13 protein-coding genes are annotated in these 17,961 nt (G+C 72.9%); all 13 read right to left on the minus strand.

The window, feature by feature from the left end; genetic code table 11:
- Window positions 1–212: 212 nt before the first annotated feature.
- Window positions 213–1,142 (minus strand): cell division protein FtsQ/DivIB, encoded by a 930-nt coding sequence (locus ACFP2T_RS29930; protein WP_377427494.1) that lies wholly within the window; start codon window positions 1,140–1,142, stop codon window positions 213–215.
- Window positions 1,139–2,647 carry a UDP-N-acetylmuramate--L-alanine ligase gene (gene murC / locus ACFP2T_RS29935; protein WP_377427496.1) on the minus strand — a complete coding sequence of 503 codons (1,509 nt, stop codon included), beginning with the start codon at window positions 2,645–2,647 and terminating at the stop codon, window positions 1,139–1,141. The genes ACFP2T_RS29930 and murC overlap by 4 nt, the downstream gene beginning before the upstream one ends.
- The gene (locus ACFP2T_RS29940) at window positions 2,644–2,832 is read right to left on the minus strand and encodes a hypothetical protein (RefSeq protein WP_377427498.1); all 189 of its coding nucleotides are present in this window, start codon (window positions 2,830–2,832) and stop codon (window positions 2,644–2,646) included. Before ACFP2T_RS29940 ends, murC begins: the two co-directional genes overlap by 4 nt.
- Window positions 2,829–3,935, minus strand: a complete 1,107-nt coding sequence (gene murG, locus ACFP2T_RS29945; RefSeq protein ID WP_377427501.1) for an undecaprenyldiphospho-muramoylpentapeptide beta-N-acetylglucosaminyltransferase — start codon at window positions 3,933–3,935, stop codon at window positions 2,829–2,831. Before murG ends, ACFP2T_RS29940 begins: the two co-directional genes overlap by 4 nt.
- Complete coding sequence (locus tag ACFP2T_RS29950) at window positions 3,935–5,347, minus strand: FtsW/RodA/SpoVE family cell cycle protein (RefSeq protein WP_377428042.1); 1,413 nt, start codon at window positions 5,345–5,347, stop codon at window positions 3,935–3,937. The genes murG and ACFP2T_RS29950 overlap by 1 nt, the downstream gene beginning before the upstream one ends.
- A 357-nt stretch (window positions 5,348–5,704) precedes the next feature.
- Complete coding sequence (gene mraY, locus ACFP2T_RS29955; RefSeq protein ID WP_377427503.1) at window positions 5,705–6,808, minus strand: phospho-N-acetylmuramoyl-pentapeptide-transferase; 1,104 nt, start codon at window positions 6,806–6,808, stop codon at window positions 5,705–5,707.
- Between the two features lie 40 nt (window positions 6,809–6,848).
- On the minus strand, window positions 6,849–8,255 hold the full coding sequence (locus ACFP2T_RS29960; protein WP_377427505.1) for a UDP-N-acetylmuramoyl-tripeptide--D-alanyl-D-alanine ligase: 1,407 nt from the start codon (window positions 8,253–8,255) through the stop codon (window positions 6,849–6,851).
- Window positions 8,252–9,820 (minus strand): UDP-N-acetylmuramoyl-L-alanyl-D-glutamate--2,6-diaminopimelate ligase, encoded by a 1,569-nt coding sequence (locus tag ACFP2T_RS29965; RefSeq protein WP_377427508.1) that lies wholly within the window; start codon window positions 9,818–9,820, stop codon window positions 8,252–8,254. Before ACFP2T_RS29965 ends, ACFP2T_RS29960 begins: the two co-directional genes overlap by 4 nt.
- A 52-nt stretch (window positions 9,821–9,872) precedes the next feature.
- Window positions 9,873–12,110, minus strand: coding sequence for a peptidoglycan D,D-transpeptidase FtsI family protein (locus tag ACFP2T_RS29970; RefSeq protein ID WP_377427510.1), 2,238 nt, complete (start codon window positions 12,108–12,110; stop codon window positions 9,873–9,875).
- 4 nt (window positions 12,111–12,114) lie between these two features.
- A complete protein-coding gene (gene ftsL, locus ACFP2T_RS29975) occupies window positions 12,115–12,789 on the minus strand; it encodes a cell division protein FtsL (protein WP_377427512.1) in 675 nt (224 codons plus the stop codon).
- Window positions 12,789–13,928, minus strand: coding sequence for a 16S rRNA (cytosine(1402)-N(4))-methyltransferase RsmH (gene rsmH, locus ACFP2T_RS29980; RefSeq protein ID WP_377427515.1), 1,140 nt, complete (start codon window positions 13,926–13,928; stop codon window positions 12,789–12,791). Before rsmH ends, ftsL begins: the two co-directional genes overlap by 1 nt.
- A gap of 206 nt (window positions 13,929–14,134) precedes the next feature.
- Complete coding sequence (mraZ, locus tag ACFP2T_RS29985) at window positions 14,135–14,566, minus strand: division/cell wall cluster transcriptional repressor MraZ (RefSeq protein ID WP_377427518.1); 432 nt, start codon at window positions 14,564–14,566, stop codon at window positions 14,135–14,137.
- 385 nt (window positions 14,567–14,951) lie between these two features.
- Window positions 14,952–17,819, minus strand: coding sequence for a DEAD/DEAH box helicase (locus ACFP2T_RS29990; RefSeq protein WP_377427521.1), 2,868 nt, complete (start codon window positions 17,817–17,819; stop codon window positions 14,952–14,954).
- Between the last annotated feature and the right edge of the window lie 142 nt (window positions 17,820–17,961).

Here is a 17,961-nt window from a genome sequence, read left to right on the forward strand (position 1 = left end):
ATCCGGCCGGGTCGAGGCCGACAACCATTCGGTACGAGGAGGCGAAGGGTAACCCTCACCCTCTACTAGAGGCTTACAGTTATGTCAACTATTTGATCCTCTCGGGGCAAGGTATGCGGACGCGAGGCAGGAGCCAAGGACCCGCACGGCGTGTCGGCGCGCCCACCGACAAACGTTGCGGACGAGCACCCCCGGCGGAAGCCTCGATCGGATCAGCGGATGGTCACCACGTCCGGGGTCCGGACATCGATGGTGTCGCCCTTGCGGGCCAGCAACGACGTCGCCACCTGAGCCTTCGTGTCGCTGCGCGAGGCGTCGCCCCAGAGCACCGTACGGCCGCCGCGCAGCTTCACGGTGATCCGGGCGGGACCCTCCACCACCACCTCGGTGAGCCGTTCTCGCAGCTCCGGGGTTAACGCGGCGAGCACCTCCAACGCCCCTCTGGTCGCCACGTCGTCGGGACCGGGCGTACCGATCCGGGCCAGCGGCAGTCCCGCCGGGTGGTCGGACCGGGTCTGGAACACCACTCCGGAACCGTCGATCACGACGAACCGCCGGTTCTGCGGCACCACCGCGACCGGGGTCCGTTCGACCAGCTCGACCAGGAGCGTCCTGGGCCACTGTCGGGAAACCGTCACCCGGGCCACCGGGGGCAGCTCGGCCACCCGGGCCTGGACGACAGCCAGGTCGATCCGGGCCAGTGGAACGCCGTCGGACAGCCGTGCCGCCTCGCGTACCTGCTCCGGGGTGACCAGGGCGGCACCGACGATCCGGAGCGTACGGAAGCCGAACACCGAGGTGCCGTACACGGTGCCGGTGCCGACCAGGACGACCACCAGCAACCCGGCGAGCACCGTCCACGGCAGCGCGGCCCGCATCCGCCGCTGCCGGGCCCTGGCCGTGAACCGGCGCACCGACGGCGGCACCGCGTCGCTACCCGCCCGGACCAGCCGCCAGCCCCGACCGGCGGCGCGTCCCGCACCGGGTCGGGCCGCGCCGGTCCGGGGAGTCGCACCGGAACCGCCCCGGGGGGACCGCCCGGTGCCCCGACCTCCGGATCCCCGGCCCGCCGGGGCCGGACCACCGGACCGGCCGCCCGGCGTCGGGCCGCCGGCCCGGCCGCGAGGCGCGCCGGGGCTCATTCGGCGTCGGCGGCCGCGGTGTCCGGCCCGACAGGCCCCATGCCGGCGGCACCCGACAGCCGGGTATGCGCCGGGTCGCTCGCGGCGGAGGCACCGGCCAACGCGTCGAGCAGGTCGTCACCCATCAGCGAGATCGGCGGTGCCCCCATCGTCACCACCACGTCCCCGCGCCGGGCCCGCCGGGCCACCTCGGCCGGCACGTCCTCCCAGGAGGGCACGAAGACCTTCCGGTCGGCCGGCAGCGCGATCGCCTCGGTGAGCGCCGCCCCGCCCTCGCCGGGCGCCCGGACCTCGCCCGGCCCGAAGACCTCCAACACCACCGCCTCGTCGGCGATGGCCAGCGCGGCGGCCAGCTCGGTCTGGAGATCACGGGTGCGATAGACCCGGTACGGCTGGAAGACGACGACGACCCGCCCGTCGCCGGCCACCTCGCGCAGCGTCTTCAGCGCGGCGGTCATCGACGTCGGGTGGTAGGCGTACTCGTCGTACACCTGGATGCCGGCGACGACACCCTTGCGCTCGAACCGGCGGCGTACTCCGGGGAAGGAGGCGAGCGTCGAGACCACGGAGTCCAGCCCGAGACCGAGCTTGCGGGCGGTGAGGACCGCCGAGGCGCTGTTCAGCCCGATGTGTGCCCCGGGTACCGGCAGCCGGATCTCGCCCAGCGACTCCCCGTCCAGGACGGCGAGATAGCGTACGCCGCCGGCCGACGAGACCAGTTCGGTCAGCCGCAGGTCGGCGTCCTGCGCCGTGCCGTAGGTGTAGACGGTACGACCCTCGGCGCGCAGCACCTCGGCCATCCGCCGGGTACCCGGGTCGTCCGCGCAGGTCACCACGAAGCCGTCCGGGTCGGTCAGCCGGGCGAAGTCGGCGAACGCCTGCTCCAGCCCCGCGTAGTCGCCGTACGTGTTGAGGTGGTCCTCGTCGATGTTGGTGATGATCGAGACGTACGGCCGGTAGAGCAGGAACGAGCGGTCACTCTCGTCGGCCTCCGCGATGAAGTACTCGCCGCTGCCGTGGTGGGCGTTGGACCCGACCTCCGAGATCTCCCCGCCGATCACGAACGACGGGTCCTGACCGGCGTGCTGCATGATCAGCGTGACCATCGAGGTGGTGGTGGTCTTGCCGTGGGTACCGGCGACCGCGATGGTGCGCCGGCCCGTCATGGCGGCGGCCAGCGCCTCCGACCGGTGCAGCACCCGCAGCCCGCGCTGCCGCGCCTCGACCAGTTCCAGGTGGTCCTGCGGGATCGCGGTCGAGTAGACGACGGTGTCGACGCCGTCGAGGTTGGTCTCCGCGTGGCTCATGTGGATGGTGCCACCGAGCGCCCGCAGTCCGGCCAGCGCCGGCCACTCCCGCAACTCGCTGCCGGAGACCTGGATGCCCCGGGTCAGCAGCAGCCGGGCCAGCCCGCTCATGCCGACCCCGCCGACCCCGATCAGATGGATCGTGCCCAGGTCCTCGGCCGCCATCGTGCCGACCGGGCTGAACTGCGCGGTGTTCATAGCGCCAGCCTTCCACTTCCGGGCCGCCCGGTCATCGGGTTGTCCTCCTTCGCGACCACCGGCCCGCACACCGGGCCGGACCTGTTCACCGCCACCGACCCGGCCACCGGACCGGATCGGCTCACCACCGCCACCGACCCGGTCACCGGACCGGATCCGTCCACCACCGCCATCGGCCCGGTCACCGGGCCACCGCCTCGTAGACGAAGTCGAGCAGCGCCTCGTCGCCGTCCCGCCGGCCGTAGGCCGCCGCGGCGGCACCCATCGCCGCCAGCCGGCCCGGGTCGCGGATCAGCGGGATGATGTTGTGCTCGACCCAGCCGGCCGTCATCTCGGCGTCGTCCACCAGGAGGCCGCCGCCCGCCTCGACCACCGGCAGGGCGTTGCGCTTCTGCTCCTGGTTGCTGTGCGGGTACGGCACGTAGATGGTGGGCAGCCCGATCGCGGCGACCTCGGCGCAGGTCATCGCGCCACCCCGGCCCAGCATCAGGTCGGCGGCGGCGTAGCCCAGTTCCATCTGCGAGAGGTACGGCAGTGTCACGTACGGCACCGGCAGGTCGTGCGGCACCGCCACGGGCTCGTTGCGGGCCCCGATCACGTGCAGTACCTGCACCCCGGCGGCGGCGAGCGCCTTGGCGCCCTCGGCGACGGCCAGGTTGATCGAACGGGCCCCCTGCGAGCCACCGGCCACGAACAGGGTCGGCAGGTCGGGATGGAGCCCGAACTGCCGGCGCGCCTCGGCCTGCTGCCGTGCCCGGTCGAGGGTGGTGATGCCACGCCGCAGCGGTACGCCGACCACCCGGGCGTCGCGCAGCGAATCGGCCTGGGCCGGCTGGTGCGGGAAGCCGACCGCCACGTGCTTGGTGAACTTCATGCCGAGCCGGTTGGCCACCCCCGGCGGCACGTTGACCTCGTGGATGACGATCGGCAGCTCGCGGCGCCACGCGGCGAGGTAGCCGGGCACCGAGACGTAGCCACCGAACCCGATGATCACGTTGGCCTGTACCTCGTCGATCACTCTTCCGGCGGCCCGGGCGGCCTTCCACATCCGGTCCGGAGTACGCATCAGGTTCATGTTGACCGAACGCGGGAGTTGATACGCCGGGATCTGCCGCAGATCGTAGCCATGTGGCGGAATCAGCTCGTTCTCAAGCCCTTTCGGGGTACCGAGGCAGGTGATGCGGACGCCCGGGTCGTGTCGACGCAGGCAGTCGGCGAAGGCCAGCAACGGGTAGATGTGGCCTCCCGTGCCTCCTCCCGCGAGCACCACCGACCGCAGCGGACCCATCAGCGTCTCCTCTCGCTCGCCGTACCGGCGCGCCCTTTCCTGGTCCGGCCACCCGCCGGCCCGGCCTCGGCTTCCCGCCGCTTCCCGGTCCCGGGTACGGGCTCCCGACGGGCCGGCGCGGGTAGCTTCGCCCGGCGGCGCGCCGAGGGAAGTGGCGGCAACGGGGCCCAGACTAGTCGGACCCAGCGGGGCGCCGGCCGGGCGTGCAGGGCTCGGGCGGCGTCCGGTTCGGCGCGGGCGAACGAGGCGAGCATGCCGATCGCGGCCAGGGTCACCACGAGGGCGCTGCCGCCGTCGGAGATGAACGGGAGCGGCAGCCCGGTGATCGGCAGCAGGCCGACGACGCCACCAATGTTGATCACGGCCTGGCTGACCAGCCAGGCCGTCGCGGCGGTGGCGGCCAGCCGGCGGAACGGGTCGGCCACCCGGCGGGCGATCCGCAGCCCGGTGTACGCCAGCACGGCGAACAGGCTCAGCACCACCACGCAGCCGACCACGCCCAGTTCCTCGGCCAGGATCGCGAAGATGAAGTCGTTGTGCGCCTCGGGCAGCCAGTTCCACTTGAGGCTGCTCTTGCCCAGGCCCACCCCGAACCAGCCGCCGTTGTCGATCGCGTACCGGGCCTGGAAGTACTGGTAGCAGTCTTTGAGCCCGCACTCCTCGGGCGGTGGCGGGTTGAAGAACGTGGTGAGTCGGGCCAGCCGGTAGTTCGGTCCGTCGCCGCTGGACCCGGCGCCGATCGAGGCGGCGGCGACCAGCAGCCCGACGCCGAGCAGCCCGAAGACCGACAGGGTGCCGAAGATCCGCTTTCGGATGCCGGCCGCCCAGAGCAGGCCGACCAGCACGGCGAGCAGGCAGAGCATGGTGCCCAGGTCGTTGTAGCCGACCAGCAGGAACAACAGGCCCACCACCGGGAACAGCGGGGTGGCGAGTTCCCGCCACCAGCCCAGCGCGGCCCCCTTCCGGGCGATCATGTCGGCGCCCCACAGCACCAGGCCGAACTTCGCCAGTTCGGAGGGCTGCACCTGGATCGGTCCGATGTACAGCCACAGCAGCCGGGCCTCGAGCGGCCCGATACTGGCGTCCCCGCCGTCGCCGTTCAGCTTGTCGAACAGGTGCAGGATGTCGAGCAGCACCAGCAGCACCACGGCGACACCGAGGGTCGGCAGCCCGACCGCCCGGAACGTCCTGGCCGGCAGGCGCTGGCAGATCCAGAACGCGCCCAGCCCGATGAGTGCGAAGAGCGCCTGCTTGGCGAGCATGGCGAACGCGTTGCCGTCGGTGGCGTACGCCCGGACGCTGGTAGCCGAGAAGACCATCGTCAGGCCGATCAGCAGCAGCAGCCCCGAGCTGGAGATCAGCAGGTAGTAGGAGGCGAGCGGGCGGGCCAGCAGCCCGCGCAGCGCGGCCAGGCCGCCGGCCAGGTCGACCCGGGCCGCCTCGCCGGCCGGGGGTTTCGCCGCAGGCGCGCCGTCCGCCGCACGGGCACCGCCCGGGGCCGGACGCCCAGGGCCGTCCCCCGGACGGCCACCACCGTCTCCCGTACGCGCACCGCCGGAGCCCGCGCGCACACCGCTGGCAGCGGCCGGGCCGGTCTGCCGGCGTGGCTGGTCCTCGGTCACCGCGTCAGCCCCTCGTCCTCCCCCATCCGCCCATCATGGGCGTTGGCCCGGCCGGCTCGGTGCAGGCGCCCGGCCGGCGTGTCGGATTGGTACGCCTACCGTCCGTACCGGGGCCGGATTCCGTTCGCCCGACGTGCTGGCGGCGGGTCAGGTGGTCGCGGCGAGGAACTCGCTGTAGAAGAGGCCCAGCGCGATCGCCACACCGATTCCGGCGATGATCCAGAACCGGACGACGATGTTGACCTCGCTCCAGCCGGCCAACTCGAAGTGGTGCTGCAACGGCGACATTCGGAACACCCGTTTACCGGTGGTCCGGAACGAGATGATCTGGATGACCACCGACATCGTGATGATGACGAAGAGCCCGCCGAGGATCAGCAGCAGGATGACCGTCCGGGTGGCCATCGCCATTCCGGCGATCAGCCCGCCCAGGCCGAGCGCTCCGGTGTCGCCCATGAAGATCCGGGCCGGCGAGGTGTTCCACCAGAGGAAGCCGACACAGGCCCCGGCCGCCGCCCCGGCTATCAAGGCGATCTCCAACGGGTCCCGCACCGTGTAGCAGTAGGCCCCGCCCCGGGCGTAGTCCGTGTCCGCGCACCAGTGCCGGTACTGCCAGAACGCGATCAGGGCGTACGAGGCGAGCACCATCACCGAGGCACCGGTGGCCAGTCCGTCCAGCCCGTCGGTCAGGTTCACCCCGTTGGTCGTCGACATCACCACGAAGATGAAGATGACGACCGAGGCGACCTTGCCCACCTCCAGGGCGTTGATGTCCCGGATGAAGGAGAGCGCGGTGCTGCCGACGGTCACGCCCGCGGTGCTCGGGAAGTAGAGCGCGACCACCCCGAAGACCGCGCCGACCAGGATCTGCCCGAGCAGCTTGCCCCGCTTGTTCAGCCCGGCGCTGTTCCGCTTGCGGACCTTGAGGAAGTCGTCGATGAAGCCGACGGCACCGGAGAAGACCATCAGGCCCAGCAGCACCAGTGCGGTGATGGTCGGAGTGACCTGGGCGATCTGCGCCTCGGGCAGGGTGGTCAGGGCGAGGTGCCCGGCCACGTACGCGATCACCGTCGCGACGATGAAGACGACCCCGCCCATCGTCGGAGTGCCCTTCTTGCCCTGGTGCATGATCGGGCCGTCGGCGCGGATCGGCTGACCGGCCTTCAACCGGGTGAACACCTTGATCGCGATTGGCGTAGCGAAGAGCGAGATCAGGAACGCCACGAAGATGGCGACGATGACCGCCCTCACGCCGGCACGCCTTCCGTCGGAACCGCCCCGACCAGCCCGCTCATCGGGACCCGCCCTCGGACCGGGCGGCCTCGGCGCGCAGCGCGTCAGCCACCTCCCAGGTGCGGTAGCGCGAGCCCTTCACCAGGACGACATCGCCCGGCCGCAGCTCGCGCCGCAGCTCGGCAACTGCCGCCTGCTGATCGGTAACCAGCACCGACTCTCCTCCCCAATCCGCCACTGCCACCGCCCCGTCGTGAATCGGCGTGGCAAGTTCACCGACCACCAACAACCGGTCGACGCCCAGTTCGGCCGCGAGCTGGCCGACCTCGACGTGTCCGTCCCGCTCGTACTCGCCGAGTTCGGCCATGTAGCCGAGCACGGCGATCGTCCGCCGCCGCGCACCCATACCGGCCAGCGCGTGCAGCGCGGCGGTCGTCGAGGCGGGGTTGGCGTTGTACGAGTCGTCGATCACCGTCACCCCGTCGGTGCGGTCGAAGACGTCCATCCGGCGGGTCGAGGGCAGGCCCAGCGTGCCGAGCGCCTCGGCCAGTTCGGCCAGCGGCATGCCGAGTTCCAGGGCCACCGCCGCCGCGGCGAGGGAGTTCCCGACCTGGTGCCGCCCGCTGATGCCGAGCCGGACCGGCGCCTGCCCGGCCGGGGTGACCAGGGTGTACGACGCCCGTCCCCGGTCGTCCAGGGTCACGTCCACGGCCCGGATCTCGGCGTCGGGGGCCTCACCCACCAGTACGGTCCGGGCGGCGGTACGGGCCGCCATGGCGCGTACCCGGGGGTCGTCGGCGTTGAGCACGGCGAGCCCGTCGGGCGGCAGTCCCTCGACCAGTTCGCCCTTTGCCTCGGCGATCGCCTCGACCGAACCGAACTCACCGATGTGCGACGACCCGACATTGATCACCACGGCGATCCGGGGCGGGGCCACCTCGCACAGGTAGCGGATGTGTCCCAGCCCCCGGGCGCCCTTCTCCAGCACCAGGAACCGGGTGTCCGCGTCGGCCTGCAACGCCGTGTACGGGTGCCCCAGCTCGTTGTTGAACGACCCGGGCGGCGCGACCGTGGCGCCGAGCCGGACGGTGAGCTGGGCGATCAGGTCCTTGGTGGTGGTCTTGCCGGACGAACCGGTCAGCCCGATCACCGTCAGCGCGGGCAGCCGGTCCAGCACCGCCCGGGCCAGCCGGCCCAGCGCGGCGCGCGGGTCGTCGACCAGCACCATCGGCACGCCGTCGACCTGCCGGGAGCCGAGCACCGCGACCGCACCACCGTCGGAGACCGCTCCGGCCGCGTAGTCGTGGCCGTCCACCTTCTCCCCCGGAAACGCCACGAACAGCCCACCGGGACGCACCTTGCGGGAGTCGAACTCGACCGGGCCGGTCACCAGGGCCTCCGGGGTGGCCCCGACCAGCCGGCCGTCGACGGCGGCGGCCAGTTCGGCCACGGTCATCGGAATCATCGCCGCACCTCCGAGTTCTCGAAGCGGACGGCGAGCGCGGCGGCCAACTCGACCCGGTCGTCGAACGGGTACGTCCGACCGGCGATCTCCTGGCCCCGCTCGTGGCCCTTGCCGAGCACCGCGACCACGTCACCGGGTTCGGCGAGCCGGACCGCCTCGTCGATCGCGGCGCGGCGACCGGCCACCTCCAGGATCCCGGCCGACGTCCCGGTCTGTTCCGCCCCGCGCCGGACCTCGGCCCGGATCACCGCCGGGTCCTCGGTCCGCGGGTTGTCGTCGGTGACCACCACCAGGTCGGCACCGTTCGCCGCGGCGGCACCCATCAGCGACCGCTTGCCGTGGTCCCGGTCCCCACCGGACCCGATCACGCAGATCAGCCGGTTGCCGGAGGTGGTCAGGTTCCGCAGCGCGGTGAGGGCGGCGACGACCGCGTCCGGGGTGTGCGCGAAGTCGACCACGCCGCGCACCGGTCCGGGCGCGTCGACCAGCTCCAGCCGGCCGGGCACTCCCGGGCAGGCGGCGACGCCGTCGGCCGCGACCGTCGGGGCGACCCCGGCCGCGACCAGGGTGGCGATCGCGAGCAGCGCGTTGGCGACGTTGTGCCGACCCGGCAGTGCCACGCCCGCCGGGACCCGCGAGCCACCGGGGCCGAACGCGGTGAAGGTCTGGGTGTAGCCGGACTCGCTGACCTCGCCGGCCCGCCAGGTCGCGTCCGGGGCACCGTCGGCGGAATAGGTGGTCGTACCCGGTTTGACCAGTGGCCGCAGCGCCGGGTCGTCGTGGTTGAGCACCTCGGCCGCACACCTGCCGTCGAACAGCCGCGCCTTGGCCGCGAAGTAGTCCGCCACGTCGGCGTGGAAGTCCAGGTGGTCGTGGCCGAAGTTGGTGTAGCCGCCGACCGCGAACCGGACTCCGCCGACCCGGCCCATCGCCAGGGCGTGACTGGAGACCTCCATCGCCACGGCGGTGACCCCGCGTTCCCGGGCCGCCGCGAGCATGGCGTGCAGGTCGGTCGCCTCCGGGGTGGTCCGGACGCTCTCCACGGTCAGGTCGCCGAGGCGGCACTCCACGGTGCCGATCAGCCCGGTGACGTGGCCGGCGGCGCGCAGCCCCGACTCGATCAGATAGGTGGTGCTGGTCTTGCCGGCGGTGCCGGTGATCCCGATGACGGTCAGCGCGGCGGTCGGATCGCCGTAGACCGCGCTGGCGACCTCGCCGAGCACCGCCCGGGGGTCCGGCACGACCAGGGCGGGGAGCCCGGCCCGGGCCGCCGCCGGGGCGCCGGCAGGATCGGTCAGTACGGCCACCGCGCCGGCCTCGGCCGCCGCCGCGACGAATTCGGCGCCGTGCCGGCGGGCCCCGGGCAGCGCCGCGTACAGGTCACCGGGGCGGACCTCGGTACTGGCATGGGTCACCCCGGTGATCGTCACGTCGGCGGCATCCAACGGCGACTCGGCGGCGACTCGCACGACGAGATCGGCGAGCCGGAGCGGCGTCACGGCGCGGGGACGGGGATTGCCGGGCACGGCGTCAGACCCTACCCCGTCGGGGGGGCCGCCCCGCACAGCCGCCCCGGTGGTTTGCCCGCACCCACCGATGATGTCCCGTTTCGGCTGGTCAACGCGGATAGACGACGAACTTGGGCGGCGCGCTGCCGGTCGACGGCACCCGATAGTGGCGCAGGACGTAGTTCATCATCTCCTTGAACGCCGGTGCGGAGACGTCCCCACCGCCGCCGCCCGGGGTGTACGCGAACACGGCGATCACGTAGCGCGGCTGGTCCGCCTGGTCCATCCCGATGAACGAGGCGACCTCGCCGGGGGCGTACCTCCCGTTCACCACCCGCGAGCCGGTGCCGGTCTTGCCCGCGATCCGGTAGCCGGGGATCGCGGCCTGGGTGCCGGTACCGTGCTCGATGGTCACCGGCGCTTCCATCAACCGGCGCAGGGCGGCGGCGTTGGTCGGGCTGATCACCTGCCGGGTCTCCGGTGCGGGTACGGACTTCCGCTTGCCGTCCGGGCCGACGATCTCGCGTACCAGGTGTGGCTGCACCCACGTGCCGTTGTTCGCGATCGCGGCATAGGCGGCGGCCATCTGCAGGGGCGTGACGTCGACGCTGTGCCCGATCGGCACCGACCCGTACGTCGACCCGCTGTACTCGGACGGCTTGAGCACCCGGCCGGACGCCTCGCCGAGCACGCCTTCGCCGGTGGGCCGGCCCAGCCCGAACTTGAGCTGGTACTCGTAGAGCTTCTGCGCGCCGAGCTTGTCCGCGATGCTGATCGTGCCGACGTTGGAGGAGTACCCCAGCATGCCCGCCACGCTCAGTTTCCGGCCCCCGACGGGGTGGGTGTCCGGAAAGCGCACGCCGCCCCGGTAGATGGCGCTCTGGGTCGGCCACGCGGTGTCCGGGGTGATCACCCCTTCCTCCAGCCCGGCGCCGAAGACCAGGGCCTTGTGCACCGATCCGGGGTCGACCACGAAACTGGTGGCGGCGTCGTCCCGGTCGCTGGCGCGGTACTTCCGCCAGTCGGCCGCGTCGTACGTCGGGTAGCTGGCCTGGGCGAGCACCTCCCCGCTGCGTACGTCGAGCACCACCGCGGCACCGATGGTGCCGTTCACCTCCAGCATTCTGTTGGTGAGGATCCGCTGCACCGTGTACTGCAGGTCCCGGTCGATGGTCAGGTGCAGCGAACTGCCCGGCTGGGCCTTGGTGACCCGGCTGTAGCCGCCCGGGATCTCGGCGGCCAGCTCGCCGTTGCCCACCTCGTACTCCCGCTTGCCGTTGACTCCCCGGAGCAGGTCGTCGTAGCGGGCCTCGATGCCCTCCAGGCCGTTCAGGTCCTGGCTGGTGAACCCGATCAGGTTGGCGGCCAGGTCGCCGCCGGGCACCTCGCGCCGTTCGTCCCGGCCGGTGGCGATGCCGCCCAGGTTGAGTTCCATGATCTTCTCGGCGGTGCCGATCTCGACCCCGCGGGCGAGGTACTCGAACTCCGACGGGCGCCCGTCCGGCCGCTTCTGCTTCTTCATCCGCTCGGTCAGGTCGGAGACCGGAATGCCGAGCAGTGGCGACAGGGTCGCGGCGGTACGGGCGGGATCCTCGATCAGCTGCGGGTCGGCGTAGACGTACCGGGCCTCCACGCTCCGGGCCAGCGGTGCTCCGGCCCGGTCGTAGATGGCGCCCCGGGGAGCCGGCAGGACGACCTGCCGGACGCGGTCGTTGAGCCCGCCGCCGTCGTACTCCGGGGCGTCCACGACCTGGAGCGCGACCAGCCGGATGCCGATGGTGGTGAACATGGCGAGCGCGAGCAGGGTTCCGAGGCGCAGCCGCCGGTGCGGGTCGGCCAGTCGGGGTGGCCGGCGGGGTCGACGCCCGAGCCGGCGGGCGGGCGCGGCGGCGGTCCGGGTCGGGCCACCGGCGCCGTCGGCCGGGCGCCGCCGGACCGGCTTCGCCACGTCGCCACCCCGGACCGGGCGCGGGGTAATGGTGCGTCCGGTGCCCGTCGCGGCGACCCGCCGGGTGGCCCGCGAGGTGCCGGACCGGCCGCCGTCGAGCACCTGCAACGCGGGTCGGAACGGGTCCGCCGACCGGCCGGACCGGGGAGTACGGCGGGACCGGCTGGCGGCGTCGCCGCCCGTCGGCACCCGCCGGGTCGGTTCGGGGTTGTCGCGCACGGTTCGACCGCGCGGGGTGTAGGCGCGGGCGTCGGAGATGCCCCCGAGGCCCGACCCGGAACCGGAGCGCCCGCCGTGGCCGGCACCGCGTTCGTCCGGCTCCCGGCCGGCACCCGTACGTGACGAGCCGCGCCGGGACACCGAAGCGTCCCGGCGCGGCTCCTCGGACCGCGGCGCCATCCTGCTATCCCCCGGCACCCTGCGGGCTGGTGATGGCGGGCTCGCCGCCGGCCGGTTGCGGTACTCCGATCACCCGACCGTCGGGCAGCCGGATGAAGGCGGGTGGCCCGGAGTCGACCAGGCCCAGCTTGCGGGCCCGGGCGGCCAGGTTGCCCGGCACCTCCGCCTCGGCGATCTTCTGCTCCAGCTCCTGCTGCTGGACGTCCAACGTGGACTGCTGCTGCTGTAGCCGCTCCAGCCGGAAGGCGTTCTCGTTGACCTTGCTGTTGACCACCAGGATGCCGAGCATCCCGCCGACCACCAGCACCAGGACCAGGACCACGAAGGAGACCCGGGGCCGGGCGACCGGACGCGGTGGTGTCACCCGGAGCCGGGAACGCCGCGCGGGCGTGTCCGACTCCGGCGACCGGTCGGGTCGCTCCTCGGAGCTGTCCCAGACCCGCAGTTCCGGCGTGGGCTCGTTCGGCTCTTCCCAGGCGCGCTCCCGCAGTGCGGCGCTGCCCTGTGTCGGATACTGTCGCGCCCCCCGGACGCGAGTCTCCGATGCCGGGTTCGACCGGCTGTTACCCGCTCGCGGAGCCCGCTCCACCGTGGTCCGGCCCCCCGACCGCGGTGTGCGCTGCTCAGCGCCGCGCGCCGCGTCGGGTTGGCCCCGACGGTCGCGCTTGTTGGCGTTCATCATCCCTCCCCCTGTACTGTCGTGCCGCCGCCGTCCCCTGGCGATCGCGGCATCTCCCGTCGTGCTTTTTCGGACCCGTCCGCTACCCCCGCACCGGACGTGCGCACTTCCTCGGCGACTCGGCCGGGCCGTTCGCGGGCGGCCCTCTTCCGTGTCGTCGTCTCCGTACCGTTCGTGCCGTCCTGCTCGATCCGCTCCGCCGCCCGCAGCCGCACCGATGCGGCGCGCGGATTGGCCTCGACCTCCGACTCGCCCGCCAGCTCGGCCCCCCGGCTGAGCAGCCGCAGCATCGGCCCGGTGCCGGGCAGCTCGACGGGAAGGTCGACCGGCCCCGTGCTCCGGGACCGGCCGGTGAGCACCTGCTTGGTGATCCGGTCCTCCAGGGAGTGGTAGGACAGCACCACCGCGCGACCGCCCAGTGACAGCGCGTCCAGGGCGGCCGGCAGCGCCGTCTCCAGCGCGGCCAGCTCCCGGTTTACCTCGATCCGCAAAGCCTGAAACGTCCTCTTCGCCGGATGCCCACCCGTACGTCGGGCCGGTGCCGGTATCGAGTCCCGGACCAGCTCGGCCAGCCGCGCCGACGACGTGAGCCGGGTCCGCTCCCGTTCCCGGATGATCGCCGAGGCGATCCGACCGGCGAACCGCTCCTCGCCGTAGACCCGCAGTACCCGGGCCAACTCCCCGTGTGAGTAGGTGTTGACCACCTCTTCGGCGGTCGTACCGGTCGACTGGTCCATCCGCATGTCCAGCGGCGCGTCCTGGGCGTAGGCGAACCCGCGGTCGGGCGCGTCGAGTTGGAGCGAGGAGACACCGAGGTCGAACAGCACGCCGTCGACCCGGGCGTAGCCGAGCCGGTCCAGCACCTCGGCGAACTCGTCGTAGACCGCGTGCACCAGGTGGATCCGGTCGGCGTACCGGTCGAGGCGGGCCCGTGCGTGGGCGAGCGCCTCCGTGTCCCGGTCGAGTCCGATCAGGACCGTACGCGGATGCGCGGCCAACACCGCCTCGGCGTGCCCGGCCAGGCCGAGCGTGGCGTCGACGTACACGGTCGTCCGGTCGTCCCGGTCCAGCGCGGGGGCGAGCAGCTCGAGACATCGCTCAAGCAGCACCGGCACGTGCGTACCGCGTAGCTCCCCCATGTCGACCCCCACTGACCGCTGTTCCGTCCGGACGTGCCCCGGTTACCGTTACTGCTCGTCGTACCGCCAGATCCCCATCCGCTCTGGTCTCCCGGGTCCGACCGTCGGACCACGTCGGGGGATCGCGCCTGGCACCGGGGAAGAGGCGCCAGGAACTTCGAGCGGGTGGAGATCTCGCAGTACGTCGGGCGTTGGCAGGCAGCGCCCTACAGTCCGCCCGGCAGCACCCCCTCCTCGATGTCGGCGAAGTCTCCTTCGCTCTCCGCGAGGTAGGTCTCCCAGGCCCGCTTGTCCCAGATCTCCACCCGGGTGCTCGCCCCGATCACCACCAGCTCCCGGTCCAACGCCGCGTACTCCCGGAGGTGGATCGGAATGGTGACCCGGCCCTGCTTGTCCGGGATCTCGTCATGGGCGCTGGCGAAGAACACCCGGCTGTACGCCCGGGCCGCCTTGTGTGTCATCGGCTGTTCGCGCAACTGCCCCGCGATGCGCTGGAACTCGGGCATCGGGAAGACGTAGAGGCAGCGCTCCTGCCCTTTGGTGATCACGACACCTCCCGCCAACCCGTCCCGGAACTTGGCCGGAAGGATCAGCCGGCCCTTTTCGTCCAGGCGCGGGGTGTGCGTGCCGAGAAACACCGGCCCAACCCCCTCGCCCTTCCAGCGACGTTCGCGGCGCCGCTGCCCCCCGGGCCGGCGGGCCCTCCTGGCCCCCCATCGCGCCCCACTCTACTCCACTTCCCTCCACCCGCAACCAGAATCGCCCGGAAAGCGCACCTATCGCTCGGACGAAACCGCACGTCAGAAGGGGTGGCCGTCGGTGGAGGGAAATGGGGCCCCCGGGCGAGGGTCCGCTACCCGACACCGCCGAGGCCAGTGGCAATCATTCGGGAATGCCCGCTTTATCCGGCACAACTGTCCATCGGCAGTGGCCCGATTGGACGGTGCGGGGAGCGAAGTGGAGGAAAATGCGGACGGGCTCAGCGCGGGACGCGGACGGGCGCTCGGCGGAGCGCGGACGGGCTCAGCGCGGATTAGGGCGGCGGGCCGCGACGTCCAGGGCGGCGATCTCCAGTGCGGCCCGGACGGGGTCGCCGCCCCACCGGCTGGCGAAGGCGTCCACCAGGACCCAACCGGCCTGGCCCAGCGCCCGCTGCCGGGCGATGTGCGCCGCCGCCCCGGCCGGATGCACCGCGCAGATCAGCCCGATCGCCCGCGCGCCCTCGCCCACGCACAGGTCCACCGTCCAGCGGCCGACCGGATAGCGGAGCCGGACCGCCAGCCCGACCCTGGCCAGTTCGGCCGCCAGTTCGGCGGTCCAGTCGGCTGCGGAGCGGACCGACGGAACCGAGCGCGTACCGGTGGCGGGGGTGGTCGGCAGGGCGAACGGCTCGCCGCACGGCGACGGCGGCGCCGACGCGTAGCGCAGATAGTCCCCGAGCAGGCCGTTCGGGGCGGACTGCGAGGTCAGCACGACCATCCGCCGACGGGCCCGGGTCACCATCACGTTGAACAGGTTCGGATCGGTCAGGAAGCGCATCCGCCCGGCGGGTACGGGATCGGTGACCGCCAGCGACACCACCACGGTCTCCGCCTCGCTGCCCTGGAAGGAGTGCACCGTGCCGACCCGCAACCCGAGGCGCTCGATCTCGGTCACCGCGAAGGCGGCGACCAGTGCGGACTCCAGCGCGTCGGCCTGGGCCCGAAACGGAGTGATCACTCCGATGCCGGTCCGGCCCGCCTCGGCCAGCCGCCGGACCTCGGCCACCGCCGCCTCGACCTCGGCCGGGTTCACCCCCGCCTCGGTGCTCGACGCCTCGACCGTCAACACGTCGATCACGTCCGCGGACTCGTTGTCCGGATGCCGGGTGGCCACCGCGATGCGGTCGTCGTAGAAGCGGTGCGCGGAGAAGTCGATCAGGTGCGGTGCACACCGGTAGTGCTCGTCGAGCCAGGTGACCGGTGCGGCGCCGGCAGCCAGGTCGAAGGCGCTGACCCGGCGTACGTCGACCCGTGCGTCGAGGCCGTGCCGGTCCAGGGTCGCCGCTACGTCGACGTCGGCGACGAACGAGACGAACCGCAACTGCCGGGGATCGCCCACCACCAGCGCCCGGCGGGCCCGGGCCAGTGCCGGCGCCGCGCGGATCTGGTCGGTGTGCGACGCCTCGTCCATGATCACCAGGTCGAAGAGCCCGGCGGTCGGCGGTAGCAGCTCCTCGACGTCGGTGACCGTACCGATCCACAGTGGCAAGGCGCGGACCAGCGAGTCCCCGCGCAGCGCGGCGAGGAGCTCCCGACGCCGGTTGCGGCCCGCCCGGAGCGCACCGCTCAGCGCGGCGGCGCTGCGGCGACCGGCGTCGTCCCAGCGCCTGGCGCTACGACTCCGATGCCGCATCGCCGTACCGAGCGCCACCGACAGGGCCTGGTGCGCCCGGTCCAGCGCCGACCACAGCGGGCCCGGATCGGTGCCGCCGACCGTCGCCAACCGGGCCGCCGCGACCTCCGCCCGGGCCGCCGCGATCGCGTCGTCGAGCCGGTCGATCGACACCGTGGGAGCCGCGCCGAGCCGGCGCCGCAGCCGGCGTCCGGGTGGTCCCGGCGCCCAGCGCCGCCACCAGGCATCGGCGGTGTTCCGGGCACGACGGGCCGCCCGCGCCGCCGCGACCAGGTCGGCCCCCGGCTCGAAGGCACCGGGTACGTCCAGCCGCAACCCGCCGAGCAACGGCTGCCACCGCTCGACGGAGTCGGCCAGCAGTTCGAGTTCCAGCAGCTCGGTGAGCTGGCCGGTGACCCGGTCGAGTTCCGCACCGGCCTCGGCGACGGCGGTCCGGTCCGCGTCGAGGGTCGCGGACGACACCACGTCGTCGACTCCGAGGCCCAGCGTGCTGGCGATGGCCGCCCGGCGTTCGGCGTCGCCGAACAGCACCGGCCTCGGTCCGGGATAGCGCTCCAGCAGTTCGCCGAGCACGTCGGCGGCGTGCGTGGACTGGGTGACCACGAGGACGCTGCCGCCCCGGTCCACCACGTCCAGCGCCGCCGCGACCACGGCGTGGCTCTTGCCGTTCCCCGGCGGTCCGGAGACCACGGTCACCGGCTGGTGCCGGACCCGGCGTACCACCTCGATCTGGGCCTCGTTGAGCGGAAGCGGCGAGTCGACCGACTCGGCGGGCCCGGTGGGTACGGCGGAAACGGCCGGCGCGGTGGGGACGCCGCTGTCGTCCGGCGCCCGGGTGCCGTACACCTGCGCCAGCGCGGTCGACTCCAATCCTGGCCGTCCGGCCCAGGCCCGCAACCGGTCGCCGAGCGCGATACCGGCGACGTCCCGTAACGCGAACAGCGCCGCCCCGACGAACAGCACCAGGCCCTTGGTGGGCAGCGGAGCCGAACCACTCCGCTCGGTCCGGTCGACCCCGGTCAGCGGCAGGCCGGCCGCCTCGGCGACGCTACGCAGCCAGTCCTCGGCACCGCTGCTCGCCAGCCACTCCGGTGAACCCAGGCCCGGGGCGGCCTCCAGCCGCGCGGCCAGGCCCCGGTCCTCGACCAGCGGCGTGATCTCCAGGTCACCCGCCGGGACGATCCGGTAGCCGTGCGACGCGTTCTCCACCCGCACCGGCTCACTGAGCAGCGGCAGCCGCACCTTGCGGGTACCACCGCCGGCCACCTCGACCGCCCCGGCGACCACGCCCCAGGCGCGGCGCACCGTCCGCTCGTCCCGGTGCAGCAGGTCGGCGGCGGCCAGCCGGGCCATCTCGGGGTACCAGCCGCAGTATTCGAAGTTCCCCGGCAGCCAGAACAGTGGCTGCCCGGGGCGGGTGACGTCGAGGACCCGGGCGGACGCGGCCGGCGCGAGGTCGGCGAGGGCGCGGAGGACTGTCGCGGCGGAGGGGCTCATCGGCAGCCGAGGGTAGCAACGGGGCGCCCAGGGCCGCGTCGTCCGGCTCCGGCATGGGCGGCCGGTACGGAACATCGACCGCAAACCGGACCCACCGGCCCGGGATACGACGGCGGCGGTCGGCCTCCGTATCGGGTCTTAC

Source organism: Plantactinospora solaniradicis (assembly GCF_042658085.1).
Classification (GTDB): Bacteria; Actinomycetota; Actinomycetes; order Mycobacteriales; family Micromonosporaceae; genus Plantactinospora; species Plantactinospora solaniradicis.

What these genes read in the sequence shown, in the direction of transcription:
- murG (WP_377427501.1), bottom strand. Translation starts at nt 3,935, where the DNA reads ATGGGTCCGCTGCGGTCGGTGGTGCTCGCGGGAGGAGGCACGGGAGGC.
- ACFP2T_RS29930 (WP_377427494.1), bottom strand. Translation starts at nt 1,142, where the DNA reads ATGAGCCCCGGCGCGCCTCGCGGCCGGGCCGGCGGCCCGACGCCGGGC.
- ACFP2T_RS29960 (WP_377427505.1), bottom strand. Translation starts at nt 8,255, where the DNA reads ATGATTCCGATGACCGTGGCCGAACTGGCCGCCGCCGTCGACGGCCGG.
- ACFP2T_RS29970 (WP_377427510.1), bottom strand. Translation starts at nt 12,110, where the DNA reads ATGGCGCCGCGGTCCGAGGAGCCGCGCCGGGACGCTTCGGTGTCCCGG.
- ACFP2T_RS29990 (WP_377427521.1), bottom strand. Translation starts at nt 17,819, where the DNA reads ATGAGCCCCTCCGCCGCGACAGTCCTCCGCGCCCTCGCCGACCTCGCG.
- murC (WP_377427496.1), bottom strand. Translation starts at nt 2,647, where the DNA reads ATGAACACCGCGCAGTTCAGCCCGGTCGGCACGATGGCGGCCGAGGAC.
- ftsL (WP_377427512.1), bottom strand. Translation starts at nt 12,789, where the DNA reads ATGAACGCCAACAAGCGCGACCGTCGGGGCCAACCCGACGCGGCGCGC.
- rsmH (WP_377427515.1), bottom strand. Translation starts at nt 13,928, where the DNA reads ATGGGGGAGCTACGCGGTACGCACGTGCCGGTGCTGCTTGAGCGATGT.